The following is a 16,103-nucleotide window of genomic DNA, read 5'->3' as shown; positions in this document are numbered from 1 at the left end:
ACAGTTCGACAAGGCTGCCCCATGTCCTCTCCGTCTTCGGTTGATGAACGCCGGTTTCGTAAGCTTCTGACCCGCAACATCGCTCTGCCACTGGGCGTCGGCGCTATCAGCGCTATCTTCTTCGTCTCGCTGATTACCTATTTGCTGTCGGTGATCCAGTGGGTCGAGCATACCGACCGGGTGATCAATAACGCCAACGAAGCGGTGAAGCTCACGGTTGATCTGGAAACCGGCATGCGCGGTTTCCTGCTCAGCGGCGACGAGCACTTCCTCGACCCGTATGAAACTGCCAAGCCGCGAATCAACGTGGCGCTCAATACCTTGCTCGAACTGACCGCCGACAACCCGGTGCAAACCGACCGTCTGCGTCGTTTGCAAGCGTTGCAGACCGAGTGGGGCACTTACGCGCAATCGATGATCGATCTGCAGCGCTCCAGCGGCGACTATAAAGCGGCGGTCAAGGCTGGGCGCGGCAAACGCCTGACCGATGAAATTCGCAACCAGTTCGAAGACGTGATCGACATGGAGCAGCAGTTGCGCACCACGCGCAACGAAGAAGTGCGCCGTACGACGATCTGGAGCATCACCCTTTATCTGCTGTTTATTGCCGGTATCAGCGGTTTGCTGGCGTATATCGGCCGGCGCGATCTGGTCAGCCTGTCGGACAGCTACAGCGCCAACCTCGCAGCGCAACAGGCCAGCGCTCAGCGTCTGGAGCGTCAGGCGTGGATGCGCAGCGGTCAGACCGAGCTGGCGGAGCAGGTGCTGGGCCAGCTGACTCTGAATCTGCTGGGCCGCAACATTCTGCAATTCTGTGCTCAATATCTCGGCACGGCAGTGGCGGCGCTGTATGTCCGCGAAGAACACGGCGGCCTCAAGCGCGTGGCGTCCTATGGTTTCTCCCGTGAGCAGGAAGATCAGCAACAGTTGATCTACAGCGGTGAGGGGATCGTCGGCCAGGTAGCCCAGCAAGGTCATCTGATTCGTCTGGATTCAGTGCCTGCGGATTACTTCAAAGTCAGCTCCGGTCTGGGCGAAGGCCTGCCGCACAGCGTGCTGGTGGTACCAACCAGCGACGACGAGCGGGTCAATGGCGTGATCGAACTGGGTTTCTTGCGTCCACTGGCAGATCGCGATATCGAATTACTCGAGCTGATTGCCGGCAATATCGGCACTTCCATCGAAGCGGCGCGTTATCGTCAGCGCTTGCAGGAAGTACTGGCCGAAACCCAGCAACTCAACGAAGAGTTGCAGGTGCAGCAGGAAGAACTCAAGACCGCCAACGAAGAGCTGGAAGAACAATCGCGGATTCTCAAGGAATCCCAGGCGCACCTGGAAACCCAGCAGGTCGAACTGGAGCAGACCAACGAGCAACTCGCCGAACAGGCGCAGACCCTCGCCGAGCAGCGCGATGCGATGGATCTGAAAAACACCGAACTGAATCAGGTTCAGGTGCAGCTTGAAGAGCGCGCCGAAGAGTTGCAGCGCTCCAGCAAGTACAAATCCGAATTCCTCGCCAACATGTCCCACGAACTGCGCACGCCGCTGAACAGTTCGCTGATTCTCGCCAAGCTGCTGGCCGAGAACCCGCAGGACAACCTCAGCGCCGAACAGGTCAAGTTTGCCGAGTCGATCTACTCCGCCGGCAACGATCTGCTGAACCTGATCAACGACATCCTCGATATCTCCAAGGTCGAGGCCGGCAAACTGGAAGTGATTGCCGAAAACACCAGCGTCGCTCGTCTGGCGGACGGCCTGCGTGGCGTCTTCGAACCGCTGGCCAAGGATCGCAAATTGACCTTCAGCGTCGATCTGCAACCGGACGCGCCGACCATGCTGTACACCGACCGACAGCGTCTGGAACAGGTGCTGAAGAACCTGCTGTCGAACGCGGTGAAATTCACTGAGCAAGGCACTGTCAGCCTGACCATCACCGGCCAGCCGGATGACCGTATTGCCTTTATCGTGCGTGATTCCGGGATCGGCATCGCAGCGGATCAGCAGGAAAGCATTTTCGAAGCGTTCCGCCAGGCCGATGGCACCACCAACCGCAAGTACGGCGGCACCGGGCTCGGGCTGTCGATTTCCCGCGATCTGGCGTTCTTGCTTGGCGGCTCGATCAGCGTCAGCAGCGCGCCAGGGCAGGGCAGTGTGTTCACGCTGGTGTTGCCGCAGCAGTATCTCGAACCCGGCGAGTCGCCGCGTCAACCGCTGACCTTCACTCCGCCACCACAAGCCCCGGCACCGGCGCCTGTGGCATCGATTGCGGTTTCGCCGATGGCACCGATCAACATTCCGCGTTTTGCTGACGACCGTGGCAATGCACCGTTCGCCACCCGCTGCATTCTGGTGGTGGAGGACGAACCGAACTTCGCCCACATCCTCTACGACCTGGCCCATGAACTGGGTTATCAGTGCCTGGTCGCCCATGGCGCGGACGAAGGTTATGACCTGGCGCGCGAGTTCTTGCCGGACGCGATCCTGCTCGACATGCGCCTGCCGGACCATTCCGGGCTGACCGTACTGCAACGCCTCAAGGAACATGCCGAAACCCGGCACATCCCGGTGCATGTGATTTCGGTCGAGGATCGCGTCGAAGCCGCGATGCACATGGGCGCCATCGGTTATGCGGTCAAACCGACCACCCGCGAAGAACTCAAGGACGTGTTCGCACGTCTCGAAGCCAAGCTGACTCAAAAGGTCAAACGCGTGCTGCTGGTCGAAGATGATGACTTGCAGCGTGAAAGCATTGCCCGCCTGATCGGTGATGACGACATCGAAATCACCGCCGTCGGTCTGGCTCAGGAAGCGCTGGATAAACTGCGCACGACGATCTACGACTGCATGGTGATCGACCTGAAACTGCCGGACATGCTTGGTAATGACCTGCTCAAGCGGATGTCCACCGAGGACATCTGCTCGTTCCCGCCAGTGATCGTCTACACCGGGCGCAACCTGACTCGTGATGAAGAGACCGACCTGCGCAAATATTCGCGCTCGATCATCATTAAAGGCGCACGCTCGCCGGAGCGTTTGCTGGACGAGGTCACACTGTTTCTGCACAAAGTCGAATCACAGTTGTCCCATGAACGGCAGAAGATGCTCAAGACCGCGCGTAGCCGCGACAAGGTCTTCGAGGGTCGCAAAGTGCTGCTGGTGGACGACGATGTGCGCAACATCTTCGCCCTGACCAGTGCGCTGGAGCACAAAGGCGCAGTCGTGGTGATCGGTCGAAATGGCCGTGAAGCGATTGAAAGGTTGAATGAAGTCGAAGACATCGATCTGGTGTTGATGGACGTGATGATGCCGGAGATGGATGGTTTCGAAGCCACCATCGAGATCCGCAAGGACCCGCGCTGGCGCAAGCTGCCGATCATCGCGGTAACGGCCAAAGCCATGAAGGACGATCAGGAGCGCTGCCTGCAAGCGGGCGCCAATGATTACTTGGCCAAGCCCATCGATCTGGATCGTCTGTTCTCGCTGATTCGCGTGTGGCTACCGAAGATGGAACGTATTTAGTGGAAGGCACTCACCCAATTGATCGAAACAGCGAAATCGAACTGCGGTTGCTGATCGAGGCCATTTACCTCAAGTACAGCTACGATTTTCGCGATTACTCCGGCGCTTCGATCAAGCGCCGGGTGCAACACGCGTTGAGCCAGTTCGAGTGCGCAACGATCTCGGCGTTGCAGGAGAAAGTCCTGCACGATCCGACGGCGTTCATGCAGTTGCTGCAATTGCTGACGATCCCGGTCAGCGAGATGTTCCGCGATCCGTCGCACTTCCTTGCGATCCGCAAGGAAGTAGTGCCGCTGCTGCGCACCTATCCGTCGCTGAAGATCTGGATTGCCGGATGCAGCACGGGCGAGGAGGTCTATTCGATGGCCATTCTGCTGCGCGAAGAAGGCCTGCTGGATCGCACGATTATTTACGCCACCGATATCAATCCACGTTCGCTGGAAAAGGCCAAGCAGGGCATCTTCTCGATGGAAAACGTGCGGGCCTACACCGCCAATTACCAGCAGGCTGGCGGCCAACGCTCGTTTGCCGATTACTACACCGCAGCTTATGGCTATGCGATTTTCGACAAGAGCCTGTGCGAGAACGTGACCTTCGCCGACCACAGCCTGGCGACCGACAGTGTGTTCTCCGAAACGCAGCTGATTTCCTGCCGAAACGTACTGATTTACTTCAACAAGAAACTTCAGGACCGTGCCTTTGGTCTGTTTCACGAGTCGCTGTGTCATCGCGGCTTTCTGGTGCTCGGTAGCAAGGAAACGCTGGATTTTTCCAGTTATGCGAACCAGTTCGAGCCATTGGTCAAGCAAGAACGGATCTACCGCAAATTATGAATGGTGTTGTGGACTTGCCTCGGGTCGAGGCCATCGTCATCGGCGCTTCGGCCGGTGGTGTCGAAGCGTTGCTCAAGCTGCTGGAGCCATTGCGCGCAGGTTTTGTGCTGCCGATCATTATCGTGCTGCACCTGCCAGAAGAGCGCCGCAGTCTGTTAGCCGAAGTATTTGCCCGGCGCCTGAACCTGCCGGCGAAAGAGGCCAACGACAAACAGCACATCGAGGCCGGCACCGTGTATTTCGCTTCGCCCGGATATCACTTGTCGGTGGAGCAGGATCGCAGCCTGTCGTTGAGCCTTGAAGACCGCCTGCATTACTCGCGGCCTTCGATCGACTACCTGTTTGAGTCCGCCGCCGACGTCTACGGCAAAACACTGGCTGCGGTGCTGTTGACCGGCGCCAATCACGATGGCGCGCGCGGTCTGGCGCAGGTCAAGCGGCACGGTGGTTTGACCATTGTGCAGGACCCCGAAGACGCACAGGTCGCCACCATGCCCCAAGCTGCATTGAACATTCAGCAGCCGGATCATGTCCTTAACATTAACGGCATAGGCCGAATGCTTGTCGAGCTGGAACGAATCGCATGCTGAGTAATATCCAAGCCAAATTGCTGATCGTCGACGATCTGCCGGAGAACCTGCTGGCACTCGAAGCGTTGATCAAGCGTGAAGACCGTATGGTCTATAAAGCGCTGTCGGCAGACGAAGCGCTGTCGCTGCTGTTGCAGCACGAATTCGCCATGGCCATCCTCGATGTGCAGATGCCGGGCATGAACGGCTTCGAACTCGCCGAGTTGATGCGCGGCACCGAGAAAACCAAGAACATCCCGATCATTTTCGTCAGCGCCGCCGGCCGTGAACTGAATTACGCGTTCAAGGGTTACGAGAGCGGGGCAGTGGACTTCCTGCACAAACCGCTGGATATCCATGCGGTGAAGAGCAAGGTCAACGTCTTCGTCGATCTGTACCGCCAGAGCAAGGCCATGAAGCAACAGGTCGAAGCACTGGAACAGAGCCGCCGCGAACAGGAAGCGTTGCTCGAACAATTGCAGAGTACGCAGCTGGAGCTTGAGCAAGCGGTGCGTATGCGGGATGACTTCATGTCAATCGTCGCCCATGAGGTGCGTACGCCACTTAACGGGCTGATACTCGAAACCCAGTTGCGCAAGATGCACCTGGCGCGGGACAACGCTGCGGCGTTCACCCTCGACAAGATGCACGCGATGGTTGATCGCGACGAACGCCAGATCAAAAGCCTGATCCGGCTCATCGAAGACATGCTCGATGTGTCGCGCATTCGTACCGGCAAGCTGTCGATCCGTCCGAATCGCTTCGATCTGGTGAAGCTGGTGAGCACCTTGCTGCAGAATTTTGCGCAGCAGATGGAAGCGGCGGAAACAGAAGTCTCCCTGACCGCGCCGGAGCCGGTAGAAGGCTTCTGGGATGAGTTCCGTATCGAACAGGTGATCACCAACCTGCTGACCAATGCCTTGCGTTACGGCGGCAGAAGTCCGGTGCAGGTGCGGGTCTATCGTCAAGGCAACGAGGCCCGGGTTGAAGTCCAGGACCACGGCATCGGTATCAGCGAAGAGAATCAGAAGCGTATTTTTCAACAGTTCGAGCGAGTTTCCGCCAAGACGGTAGTGGCTGGTCTCGGACTGGGTCTGTTCATTTCCGAGCAGATCGTCGCCGCCCATGGCGGCTCAATCGTCGTCGAGAGTGAAATCAACGAGGGCGCCCTGTTTCGCGTTTGTCTGCCGATCGAGGAAAACGGCAAATCAGACGCAACCTCTGATTGACCGCACGGTCGTATCAGCAGCTATTGACCGAACAAAGGCTTCCCATGAGCGTAGATGCACAAGATGTAGTACTCATCGTCGAGGACGAACCGGTTATCTTGATGGTGCTGACGGACTATCTGTCGGGTCTCGGCTATCGCGTGTTACAGGCCGAAAACGGCGAGCAGGCGTTCGAGATTCTCGCGAGCAAACCGCATCTGGACATGTTGATTACCGATTTCCGCCTGCCCGGTGGAATCTCCGGGGTACAGATCGCCGAGCCCGCAGTCAAGCTGCGGCCGGAACTCAAGGTGATTTTCATCAGCGGCTATCCGCAGGAAATCCGCGAGACCGGCAGCCCGATCACCCGCAAGGCACCGATCCTCGAAAAGCCGTTCGACCTGGACGTATTGCAGGAAAAGATCCAGGAACTGCTGGCCTGATGCTTGTAGGCACGGCTGACCCGATCCCAATTGGAATGGTTGGCCCGATCTCTGTAGGAGCTGCGGCACGCTGCGATCTTTTGATCTTTCCCTTAAAAGATCGCAGCTCTGCGGCACAGGTTTAGCTTTTGATCATCTCGCGGACTTTTGCCGTCAGCAGATCAAAGGTGAAGGGCTTAGTGATCATCTGCATTCCCGAATCAAGAAATCCTCCACGCACCGCAGCATGCTCGGCATAGCCGGTAATAAACAACACCTTGAGCCCAGGCCGGAATTGCCGGCCGATTTCCGCCAGTTGCCGGCCGTTCATCCCCGGTAGCCCGACATCGCTGATCAGCAGATCAATGCGCTGCGGCGAATCCAGAATCGGCACCGCGCCATCAGCGTCGCCGGCTTCAACGAAGGCATATCCCAATTCACTCAATACCGCGCTGACCAGCACGCGCACGGCCGGGTCGTCTTCGACGATCAGCACGGTTTCGCCGTCGAGGGCATCCGGAGGTTGCTGGACAATGGAAGTGGGCTGCTCAAGTTCTTCGCCACGGAAACGCGGCAGATAGAGTTTGACCGTGGTGCCTTGGTCGATTTCGCTGTCGATGGAGACATGGCCGCCAGACTGCTTGCTGAAACCGTAAATCATCGACAGCCCCAGCCCGGTGCCTTGGCCAATCGGCTTGGTGGTGAAAAACGGATCGAACGCCCGACTGATCACACTTTGCGGCATGCCGCTGCCGTTGTCGGTGACGCTGAGCATCACGTATTCGCCGGGCTCAAGGTTGCTGTAGGTCTCGGTGAGTTCGCGACCAAGCACCTGATTGCTGGTTTCGACCACAAGCTTGCCACCCTCGGGCATGGCGTCGCGGGCGTTGATCACCAAGTTCAGCAGGGCGCTTTCCAACTGATTGGGGTCGGCTTCCGCCACCCACAATTGCTCGCTCAGACGCATGTCCAACTGGATGCTTTCGTTGAGGCTGCGTTGCAGCAGTTCACCCATCGACAGCACCAGCGTGTTCATCTGCACGGCTTTGGGGTCGAGCGATTGCCGACGGGAAAACGCCAGTAGACGGTGGGTCAGGCCTGCGGCGCGATTGGCTGAAGTCACGCCAAGATCGATCAGGCTGTCGAGGTCATCGGTGCGCCCGCGTGCCAGACGCCGACGCAGAAGTTCCAGGCTGCCGATGATCCCGGTGAGCATATTGTTGAAGTCATGGGCGATGCCGCCAGTGAGTTGGCCGACCGCTTCCATCTTCTGTGACTGGCGCAGCGCTTCTTCATTGTGGCGAAGTTGTGCGGTGCGTTCTTCGACCTGTTGCTCCAGTGTTTCCAGAGTCGATTGCAGGCGCCGTTCACTTTCACTGAGATCGATCAGCCGGTCGCGTGCTTCGTACTGTCGTCGTCGACCGCGCAGGGTGGTCGAAACCAGACTGACCAGCGTCGCCGGATGAAACGGCCGCTCAAGGAAAGTGACATTCCCCAGCAGATCGCTGAGGCGCGAGGAGGGCGCCTGTTCCGGGCCGCCGTGATGCGTCAAGAGCACAATCGGCATATCCGACCAGGCCGGTTGTTGCTCCAGATACAACAGCAGTGATTCCAGCTCCGGCCCACCCAAGGCTTCGACGGCAATCAGCAGTAAACCGGCGCCGGGCTCAAGCTCGGCGCACAAGGTGGCGAGGTCCGGGGTGATCAAACCGCCGTAACCCGCCTCGTTGAGGATCATCAGCGCAATCTGACTGTCCCGGCCCATTGGCGCGAGGATCAGCGCCCGTTCCGGCAGCGATTCGCTGACTGTCACAAGTTATCCTCCCGCAGCAGCGGATTGCTCGCGCCAAGGTAAGTCGGCACGCCGCGCAACACGCCCTGGAAGGTTTCCAGCGGTTCTCCAATGGTCATGCCCTGCGCAGAAATGCGGTATTCACGAATGGTCGATTCATGGCTGCCGGTACGTTTCTTGATGATCGAGATCGCCCGGCGCACTTTGCCCAGCGCCTCGAAGTAACGCAGCAGAATCACCGTGTCAGCCAGATAGGTGATGTCGACCGGCGCCTGCATATCGCCGACCAGACCGTGTTGCGCGACGGTCATGAAGGTCGCGGCGCCCTTACGGTTCAGGTACAGCAGCAATTCATGCATGTGCAGCACCAGCGCGTTTTCTTCTGGCATCGCAGCCTGGTAACCGTTGATGCTGTCGATCACCACGGTTTTGATGTCGAGTTCGTCGACACAACGGCGCACGCGGTGCGAGAACTCGCCGGGCGACAACTCGGCGGCATCGACCTGTTCGATGAGCAAATTGCCGGTGGCTTGCAAGGCCTTCAGATCGATGCCCAGATTTCTCATGCGTTCAAACAGCAAACCCAACTCTTCATCGAAGATAAACAGCGCCGCTTTTTCTCCACGCGCCACGGCCGACGCAGCGAAGATCATCGAGATCAGCGATTTGCCGGTACCGGCCGGGCCGAGAATCAAGGTGCTGGAGCCGGTTTCGATACCGCCGCCGAGCAATGCATCCATCTCCTTGATGCCGCTGGTCAATTGCAGGCGTGGGTAGTCGCCACGGTGTTCAGCAGCCACCAGCCGAGGAAACACATGTATGCCGTCACCCATGATGGTGAAGTCATGGAAGCCGCCACGGTATTTTTGCCCGCGATACTTGACCACCCGGATGCGCCGGCGTTCGGCGCCATAATTGGGCGTCAGTTCTTCCAGACGTATCACCCCGTGGGCGACGCTGTGCACGGTTTTGTCGAGGGACTCGGTGGTCAGGTCATCGAGCAACACCACCGTGGCGTCGTAGCGCACGAAGTAGTGTTTGATTGCCAGAATCTGCCGGCGATAGCGCAAAGAGCTTTGCGCCAGCAAGCGAATCTCCGACAGGCTGTCGAGGACCACTCGCGTTGGTTTGAAGCGTTCGACCACTTCGAAAATCTGCTTGGTCGCTTCCCCCAGTTCGAGGTCGGAGGAGTACAGCAGACTTTGCTGGTGCTCGGCATTCAGCAGGCTTTCCGGAGGCGTCAGCTCGAAGATTTCGATGCTGTCGTCGAGCTCCCAGCCGTGGGACAACGCACCCTGGCGCAGTTCGCGCTCGGTTTCCGAGAGTGTGATGTACAACGAGCGTTCGCCCGCCATCGCACCGGCTCGGAGGAAATGCAGAGCGACCGTGGTTTTGCCGGTTCCGGGTTCACCTTCGAGCAAAAACACATGCCCACGAGACAAACCACCGGCCAGGATGTCATCCAGACCCACGATGCCGGTAGCGGCTTTTTCACTGATCAACGCGTTAGATGTAGACAAAAAATGCCCTCTCATGACTAGGGGAGTCGAGGCGGTTTATTGAAACCGATCGCCTGAAATACTTGACCCCTGGCCGTGATGGCAGTTCCGAAGTATCGCTGAAAATCCCTCAGAGCCCTTGCTGCAACGCCGGATCGTCTGGATTCATCTGTTCCAGTTGAGCCAGCAAAACCTGGACATTTTGCAGTTGGCCGGTTTCTTGCCAGTAGTTGATCAGCAAGACCCGCGCCTTGCGGTCGGCCGGGTGGCGCTGGACGATTTCCTGCAATTGCTTTTGCGCAGCTTCAAGCTCCTCGGCTTTGTGCAGGGTCGTGGCGAGGTCGTAGCGATACTCTTTGTTGTCCGGTTCCAGCTCGACGGCTTTGGACAGGCCGAGCAGGGCGAATTCCTGCTGGTCATGGTGCAGCAACCACAGCCCGAGAGCGTGTTGCAAATAAGCGGAATCGGGTTGGGCCTTGAGCTGCTGAGCCAATAACTGCCTTGCTGCGTCGACCTGACCCTGGCGGTCGAGAACGTCGATCTGCATCACCAGCGCCGGCAGGTTGCCCGGTTCCAGACGCAGGGTGTTTTCCAGCGCTTGCTGTGCCTGTTTCAGTTCGGCATTGTGCAGATGCAGTCGCGCCAGTTGTGCGTAGGTTTCGGCGCTTTCCGGTTGTCCTTTGAGCACTTGCTCCCAACCATCGATAGCTTGCTGTAGCGGGGCGAAATAGAGGCCGAGTTCATCTGGCGACAGACCGAGCAGGGCGTTGATCGCAGCGAAACGCACGGTCTGATCCTGATCTTCGAGCATAGGCCCGAGCAACAGGCTGCGTTGTCCGCCCGGCACCAGACCCACCACGCTCTTGATGGCGGCCAAACGCACTTCGGGGGCTTCGTTTTGCAGGTCGGCGTCCGCCAGTTTCAAGGCCTGCGGACTTGGGTAGTTGGCCAGTTCGGCGTGCAACCAGACTCGACGTTTGACCGACAGATCCGGGCGCCCAAGCTGCTGATACAACTGGCGTGCGGCACCCGGCTGGCCTTTTCGTGCGGCATCCAGTGCTTCGCTGTAGCCATGACGGATCGCCTCGGGCACCACTGGCGTGGTACTGCGCAGGGCCAGCCAGCCAGCAATGATGACAAGCACGAGGCCGAGGCTGATGAACAGGTAGCGGCGGGACTGAGACATGCAGGTTTCCGGGAGCTGTCGTTCTGGAGCGGAAGGGCAAGCTTCGGTCAGCAAGGGCTGCGAGTCAAACCCTGCTTAAGATCGCCACCCATTACTCGCCGCCCATGCAGGAGCTGCGGCACGCTGCGATCTTTTGATCTTGCCATTGAAAAACAGGATCAAAAGATCGCTGCCTCGTTTCACTCGTGAGCTCCTACAGGTATTTCGTGCTGCCTTTGTAGGAGCTGCGGCACGCTGCGATCTTTTGATCTTGCCATTGAAAAACAGGATCAAAAGATCGCTGCCTCGTTTCACTCGTGAGCTCCTACAGGTATTTCGTGCTGCCTTTGTAGGAGCTGCGGCACGCTGCGATCTTTTGATCTTGCCTTTGTTGGTGGGCACAAAAAAGCCCCGCGACCGAATGATACGCGGGGCAAAGGAATTGGTTGGTTGCGGCCAACCAAAGGAGCTCTTGAAAATCTGTTACTTGCTGGCGACAGTCTCCGGTTGCCAGCCGCCACCCAAGGCTTTGTAGATCGCGACGATGCCGCGATACAGATCGACTTCGGCCTGGGCCTGACTGTCCTCGGCGTTCAGGCGCTCACGCTGAGCGTCGAGCAGGACGAGGAAGTCAGTGGTGCCTTCGCGGTAGCGAATCTCGGCGAGATCGGCGGCCTTGCGGCTCGATTCGCTCTGACGGATCAGCGAAATCAGACGTTGCTGACGTTTGCCGTAATCGCTGAAAGCGTTTTCCGACTCTTCGAGTGCCAGCAGCACTTGTTGCTCGTAAGTCGCCAACGCGCCTTCGGCATCCGCATCGGCGCCGCGCAAACGGGCCCGCACGCTGCCAAGGTCAAACGCGGCCCAAGTGATGCTCGGGCCCAACGCCCAGGAATTGGCGGCGGCAGAACCGATCTGCGAACCACGCCCGGCCGTCCAGCCGAGGAATCCGCTGAGGCTGACCCGAGGAAACAGATCAGCCTTGGCCACGCCGATACGCGCCGTGGCCGAAGCCAGTTTGCGTTCAGCGCTGAGGATGTCCGGACGCCGTTGCAGCAGTTCGCCCGGATCACCAATTGGCAACGCCTTGGCAATCGCCGGCAGGTCTTTCGGGCTCAGGTCGACGGTGAGTTTGTCCGGACGCTCACCCAGCAGGGTAGCGATGCGGTTTTTCTGCCGAACCTGTTCCGCTTGCAACTGCGGCACGCTGGCTTCTACCGCCGCCAGACGCGCATCGGCACGCTCGACATCGAGCTGATCGCCGACGCCGGCATCACGCAGGCTGATGGTGATCTTGCGCGATTCCTGCTGGTTCTGCAGGTTGGCCACAGCGATCTTTTCCCGCAGTTGAGCGCCACGCAGTTGACCGTAGGCGTCCACCAGTTCGGCAATCATGGTGACTTGCAGTTCGTACAGATCAGCCTCGACTGCTTGCTGCTCGGCGTCGGCCGATTCCAGATTGCGCTGGATGCGGCCAAACAGATCGATCTCCCAAGCCATGTCCAGGCCCAGGTCATAGCGCTCGCTATTCACCCGTTTGGTGGTCTGGCCGGGGATTTGTCCCTTGGCCAGATCGCTGCTGGCGCGGCTGGTGATGGTCGGCATGGCGTCATTGCTGACGTCATCGCGAATCGCCCGTGCGGCTTTCCAGCGCGCGAAGGCCACGCGCAACTGGCGGTTGCCTTGCAGCGATTGAGTCACCAACTGGTTGAGGGTCGGATCGTCGAATTGCTGCCACCAGATGCCTTCGAATTTCGAGCGGTCAAAGTTCTTCTGACCGGCAGCGCCGTCGGTGGCGGTCGTGATGTTGGCCGCCTCCGTCGCCGGGGTCTTGTAGTCGGGGCCGACGGCGCAGGCGCTCAGGGCCAGTACCAGCAGGCTCGGCAGGAAGACTTTCAGTCTCATTGTTGCGCCTCCAATTTCAGGGCCTTGGCCGCTTTGCGAGCTTCGCCGCGTTCGACAAAATTACGGATCAGTACGTAGAACACTGGCGTCAGCAACAGACCGAAGAAGGTCACCCCGAGCATCCCGGAGAACACCGCCACACCCATCGCGTGACGCATCTCGGCACCGGCACCGCTGGAGAACACCAGTGGCACCACACCCATGATGAACGCGAACGAGGTCATCAGGATCGGCCGCAGACGCAGACGGCAAGCTTCGAGAACCGCAGCCAGAGGGTCGAGACCTTCCTGCTGTTTATCCTTGGCGAACTCGACAATCAGAATCGCGTTCTTGCACGCCAGGCCCACCAGTACGATCAGGCCGATCTGGGTGAAGATGTTGTTGTCGCCACCCGAGGCAATCACTCCGGTAATGGCCGACAGCAGGGTCATCGGTACGATCAGGATCACCGCCAGCGGCAGGCTCCAGCTTTCGTACTGCGCCGCGAGTACCAGGAACGCCAGCAATACGCAGAGCGGGAACACGAACAACGCGGTGTTGCCGGACAGAATCTGCTGGTAGGTCAGGTCGGTCCATTCGTAGGTCATGCCGTTCGGAAGTTCATCCTTGAGCAATTTTTCGATGGCTTTCTCTGCCTGGCCGGAGCTGTAGCCCGGGGCTGCAGCACCGTTGATTTCCGCGGTGATGAAGCCGTTGTAGTGCATCACGCGATCCGGGCCCGAGGTGTCGCTGACCTTGATGAAGGTCGCCAGCGGGATCATTTCGCCTTTGTTGTTACGCACTTTCAACTGCCCGATCTGATCGGATTCGAGGCGGAACTGTTGCTCGGCCTGAACGTTGACCTGATAGGTGCGCCCGAAACGGTTGAAGTCGTTGGCATACAGCGAACCCAGGTAAATCTGCAGGGTGTCGAAGATGTCGCTGACGGCCACGCCGTGGGTCTTGGCTTTTTCCCGGTCGATAGCAGCATCGACCTGCGGCACGTTCACCGTGTAACTGGTGAACAGGCCAGCCAGTTCCGGCACGTTGTGGCTCTTGTTGATGATGTTCATGGTTTCTTTGTACAGCTCGTCGTAGCCCAGGTTGCCCCGGTCCTCGATTTGCAGACGGAAACCACCAATGGTGCCCAGACCTTGTACCGGCGGTGGCGGGAAGATCGCCATGTACGCTTCCTGAATGTTCGCGAATTGACCGTTCAAGGCACCGGCAATTGCACCGGCAGACATGCTTGGGTCTTTACGTTCGTCGAACGGTTTCAGGGTCACGAACACGATGCCGGCGTTCGGGCTGTTGGTGAAGCCGTTGATCGACAGACCCGGGAACGCTACGGCGCTTTCCACGCCAGGCTGTTTCAGGGCCAGATCGGACATGCGCTTGATCACGTCTTCGGTACGATCCAGGCTCGAAGCGTCCGGCAATTGCGCGAAGGCCACCAGGTATTGCTTGTCCTGGCCGGGTACGAAACCGGTCGGGGTATGAGCGAAGCCGAAGAACGTCAACACCATCAGGCCTGCATACAACAGCAGAGCGATGCCGCTGCTGCGGATAACCCGGCGCACGGTGCCGACATAACCATGGCTGGCACGATCAAAGAAGCGGTTGAACGGACGGAACAGCCAGGCACCGAAGATCTTGTCGAGCACTTTCGAGAAGCGGTCTTTCGGCGCGTCGTGGCTCTTGAGCAACACCGCAGCCAATGCTGGCGACAGGGTCAGCGAGTTGAACGCCGAGATCACCGTCGAGATCGCAATGGTCAAAGCGAACTGCTTGTAGAACTGACCGGTGAGGCCGGAGATGAATGCCGCCGGGATAAACACCGCACACAGCACCAGTGCCGTGGCGACAATCGGGCCAGTCACTTCACGCATGGCTCGCTTGGTCGCTTCGACCGGCGTGAGTCCGAGTTCGATATTTCGCTCGACGTTCTCCACTACCACGATGGCGTCGTCGACCACGATACCGATGGCCAGAACCAGTCCGAACAGCGACAGCGCGTTAAGCGAGAAGCCGAACAGGTGCATCACCGCAAACGTACCGATCAGCGATACCGGCACCGCCACCAACGGAATGATCGAGGCGCGCCAGGTTTGCAGGAACAGAATCACCACCAGAACCACGAGAATCAGTGCTTCGAAGAGGGTGTGAACCACCGCCTCGATCGAGCCGCGCACGAAGATAGTCGGGTCATAGACGATGCTGTAATCCATGCCTTGCGGGAAGCTTTTCTTCAGCTCTTCCATCTTGCCGCGAACTTCGTTCGAGATTTCGATGGCGTTGGAACCCGGGCGCTGGAAGATCGGGATGGCTACCGCTGGCTGGTTGTTCAGCAACGAACGCAGTGCGTACTGGCTGGAGCCGAGTTCAACGCGGGCGATGTCTTTGAGGCGAGTGATTTCACCGTTATCGCCTGCGCGAATAATGATGTTCTCGAACTCTTCCTCAGTCACCAGACGGCCCTGAGTGTTGACCGACAGCTGGAAGCTCTGGGCGTTCGGGGCAGGGGGCGCGCCCAGTTGACCGGCAGCGACCTGACGGTTCTGTTCACGAATCGCGGTCACCACATCGGTCGCCGTCAGATTGCGCGAAGCCGTCTTGTTCGGATCGAGCCACACGCGAAGCGAGTAGTCGCCCATACCGAACAGTTGCACGTCACCCACACCACCGAGTCGCGCCAGCTCATCCTTGATATTAAGGATGGCGTAGTTGGACAGGTAGAGCATGTCGTAGCGTTTGTCCGGCGAGGTCAAGTGCACAACCATGGTCAGGTCGGGCGAAGCCTTGTCGACGGTGATACCGATGCGCGTCACTTCTTCAGGAAGTTTCGGCTCGGTACGGGTCACCCGGTTTTGCACCTGCACCTGCGCGTTGTCCAGGTCGGTGCCCAGGGCGAAGGTGATGGTCAGGGTGATCTTGCCGTCAGCGGTGGACTGCGAGGACATATACAGCATGTTCTCGACGCCGGTGATGGCTTGCTCCAGTGGAGCGGCCACGGTTTCACCGATGACTTTAGGGTTGGCACCCGGGAAGTTGGCACGTACCACCACGGTTGGCGGCACGACTTCCGGGTATTCGCTGATCGGTAGCTGGAACAGCGAGATCGCACCGGCGATCAGGATCAACAGCGATAGCACCGCTGCGAAGATCGGCCGTGAAATGAAGAATTGGGAAAAATTCATCGGAGTTGTCGTCCC

10 protein-coding genes are annotated in these 16,103 nt (G+C 58.8%); 5 read left to right on the top strand and 5 right to left on the bottom strand.

What is annotated here, in order from left to right:
* The first annotated feature begins 21 nt into the window (after nt 1–21).
* From ACIOZM_RS01250 to ACIOZM_RS01230, 5 genes are read left to right on the top strand one after another with little or no spacing between them, the layout of a single operon-like run.
* Nucleotides 22–3,519 (top strand): response regulator, encoded by a 3,498-nt coding sequence (locus tag ACIOZM_RS01250; protein ID WP_401208527.1) that lies wholly within the window; start codon nt 22–24, stop codon nt 3,517–3,519.
* On the top strand, nt 3,519–4,352 hold the full coding sequence (locus ACIOZM_RS01245) for a CheR family methyltransferase (protein ID WP_401208525.1): 834 nt from the start codon (nt 3,519–3,521) through the stop codon (nt 4,350–4,352). Before ACIOZM_RS01250 ends, ACIOZM_RS01245 begins: the two co-directional genes overlap by 1 nt.
* On the top strand, nt 4,349–4,942 hold the full coding sequence (locus tag ACIOZM_RS01240; protein ID WP_401208522.1) for a chemotaxis protein CheB: 594 nt from the start codon (nt 4,349–4,351) through the stop codon (nt 4,940–4,942). Before ACIOZM_RS01245 ends, ACIOZM_RS01240 begins: the two co-directional genes overlap by 4 nt.
* The gene (locus ACIOZM_RS01235; RefSeq protein WP_401208519.1) at nt 4,936–6,150 is read left to right on the top strand and encodes an ATP-binding protein; all 1,215 of its coding nucleotides are present in this window, start codon (nt 4,936–4,938) and stop codon (nt 6,148–6,150) included. The genes ACIOZM_RS01240 and ACIOZM_RS01235 overlap by 7 nt, the downstream gene beginning before the upstream one ends.
* 44 nt (nt 6,151–6,194) lie before the next feature.
* A complete protein-coding gene (locus tag ACIOZM_RS01230; protein WP_401208517.1) occupies nt 6,195–6,572 on the top strand; it encodes a response regulator in 378 nt (125 codons plus the stop codon).
* Between the two features lie 121 nt (nt 6,573–6,693).
* Here the strand turns inward: ACIOZM_RS01230 and ACIOZM_RS01225 are convergent, their stop codons facing one another.
* The 5 genes from ACIOZM_RS01225 to ACIOZM_RS01205 form a co-directional block, all read right to left on the bottom strand.
* Entirely contained in the window at nt 6,694–8,364 is a 1,671-nt protein-coding gene (locus ACIOZM_RS01225) for an ATP-binding protein (protein ID WP_401208514.1), read from the bottom strand.
* Complete coding sequence (locus tag ACIOZM_RS01220; protein ID WP_401208512.1) at nt 8,361–9,863, bottom strand: ATPase domain-containing protein; 1,503 nt, start codon at nt 9,861–9,863, stop codon at nt 8,361–8,363. Before ACIOZM_RS01220 ends, ACIOZM_RS01225 begins: the two co-directional genes overlap by 4 nt.
* 109 nt (nt 9,864–9,972) lie before the next feature.
* Entirely contained in the window at nt 9,973–11,028 is a 1,056-nt protein-coding gene (locus ACIOZM_RS01215; protein WP_401208509.1) for a tetratricopeptide repeat protein, read from the bottom strand.
* Nucleotides 11,029–11,490: 462 nt separating this feature from the next.
* Entirely contained in the window at nt 11,491–12,912 is a 1,422-nt protein-coding gene (locus ACIOZM_RS01210) for an efflux transporter outer membrane subunit (RefSeq protein ID WP_401208507.1), read from the bottom strand.
* Entirely contained in the window at nt 12,909–16,088 is a 3,180-nt protein-coding gene (locus tag ACIOZM_RS01205) for an efflux RND transporter permease subunit (RefSeq protein ID WP_401208504.1), read from the bottom strand. Before ACIOZM_RS01205 ends, ACIOZM_RS01210 begins: the two co-directional genes overlap by 4 nt.
* Nucleotides 16,089–16,103: the final 15 nt, after the last annotated feature.

Source organism: Pseudomonas sp. NPDC087346, assembly GCF_044744235.1.
Taxonomy (GTDB): Bacteria; Pseudomonadota; Gammaproteobacteria; order Pseudomonadales; family Pseudomonadaceae; genus Aquipseudomonas.
The sequence above is the reverse complement of the archived record's forward strand: the minus strand, read 5'-3'. Positions and strand labels throughout refer to the sequence as shown.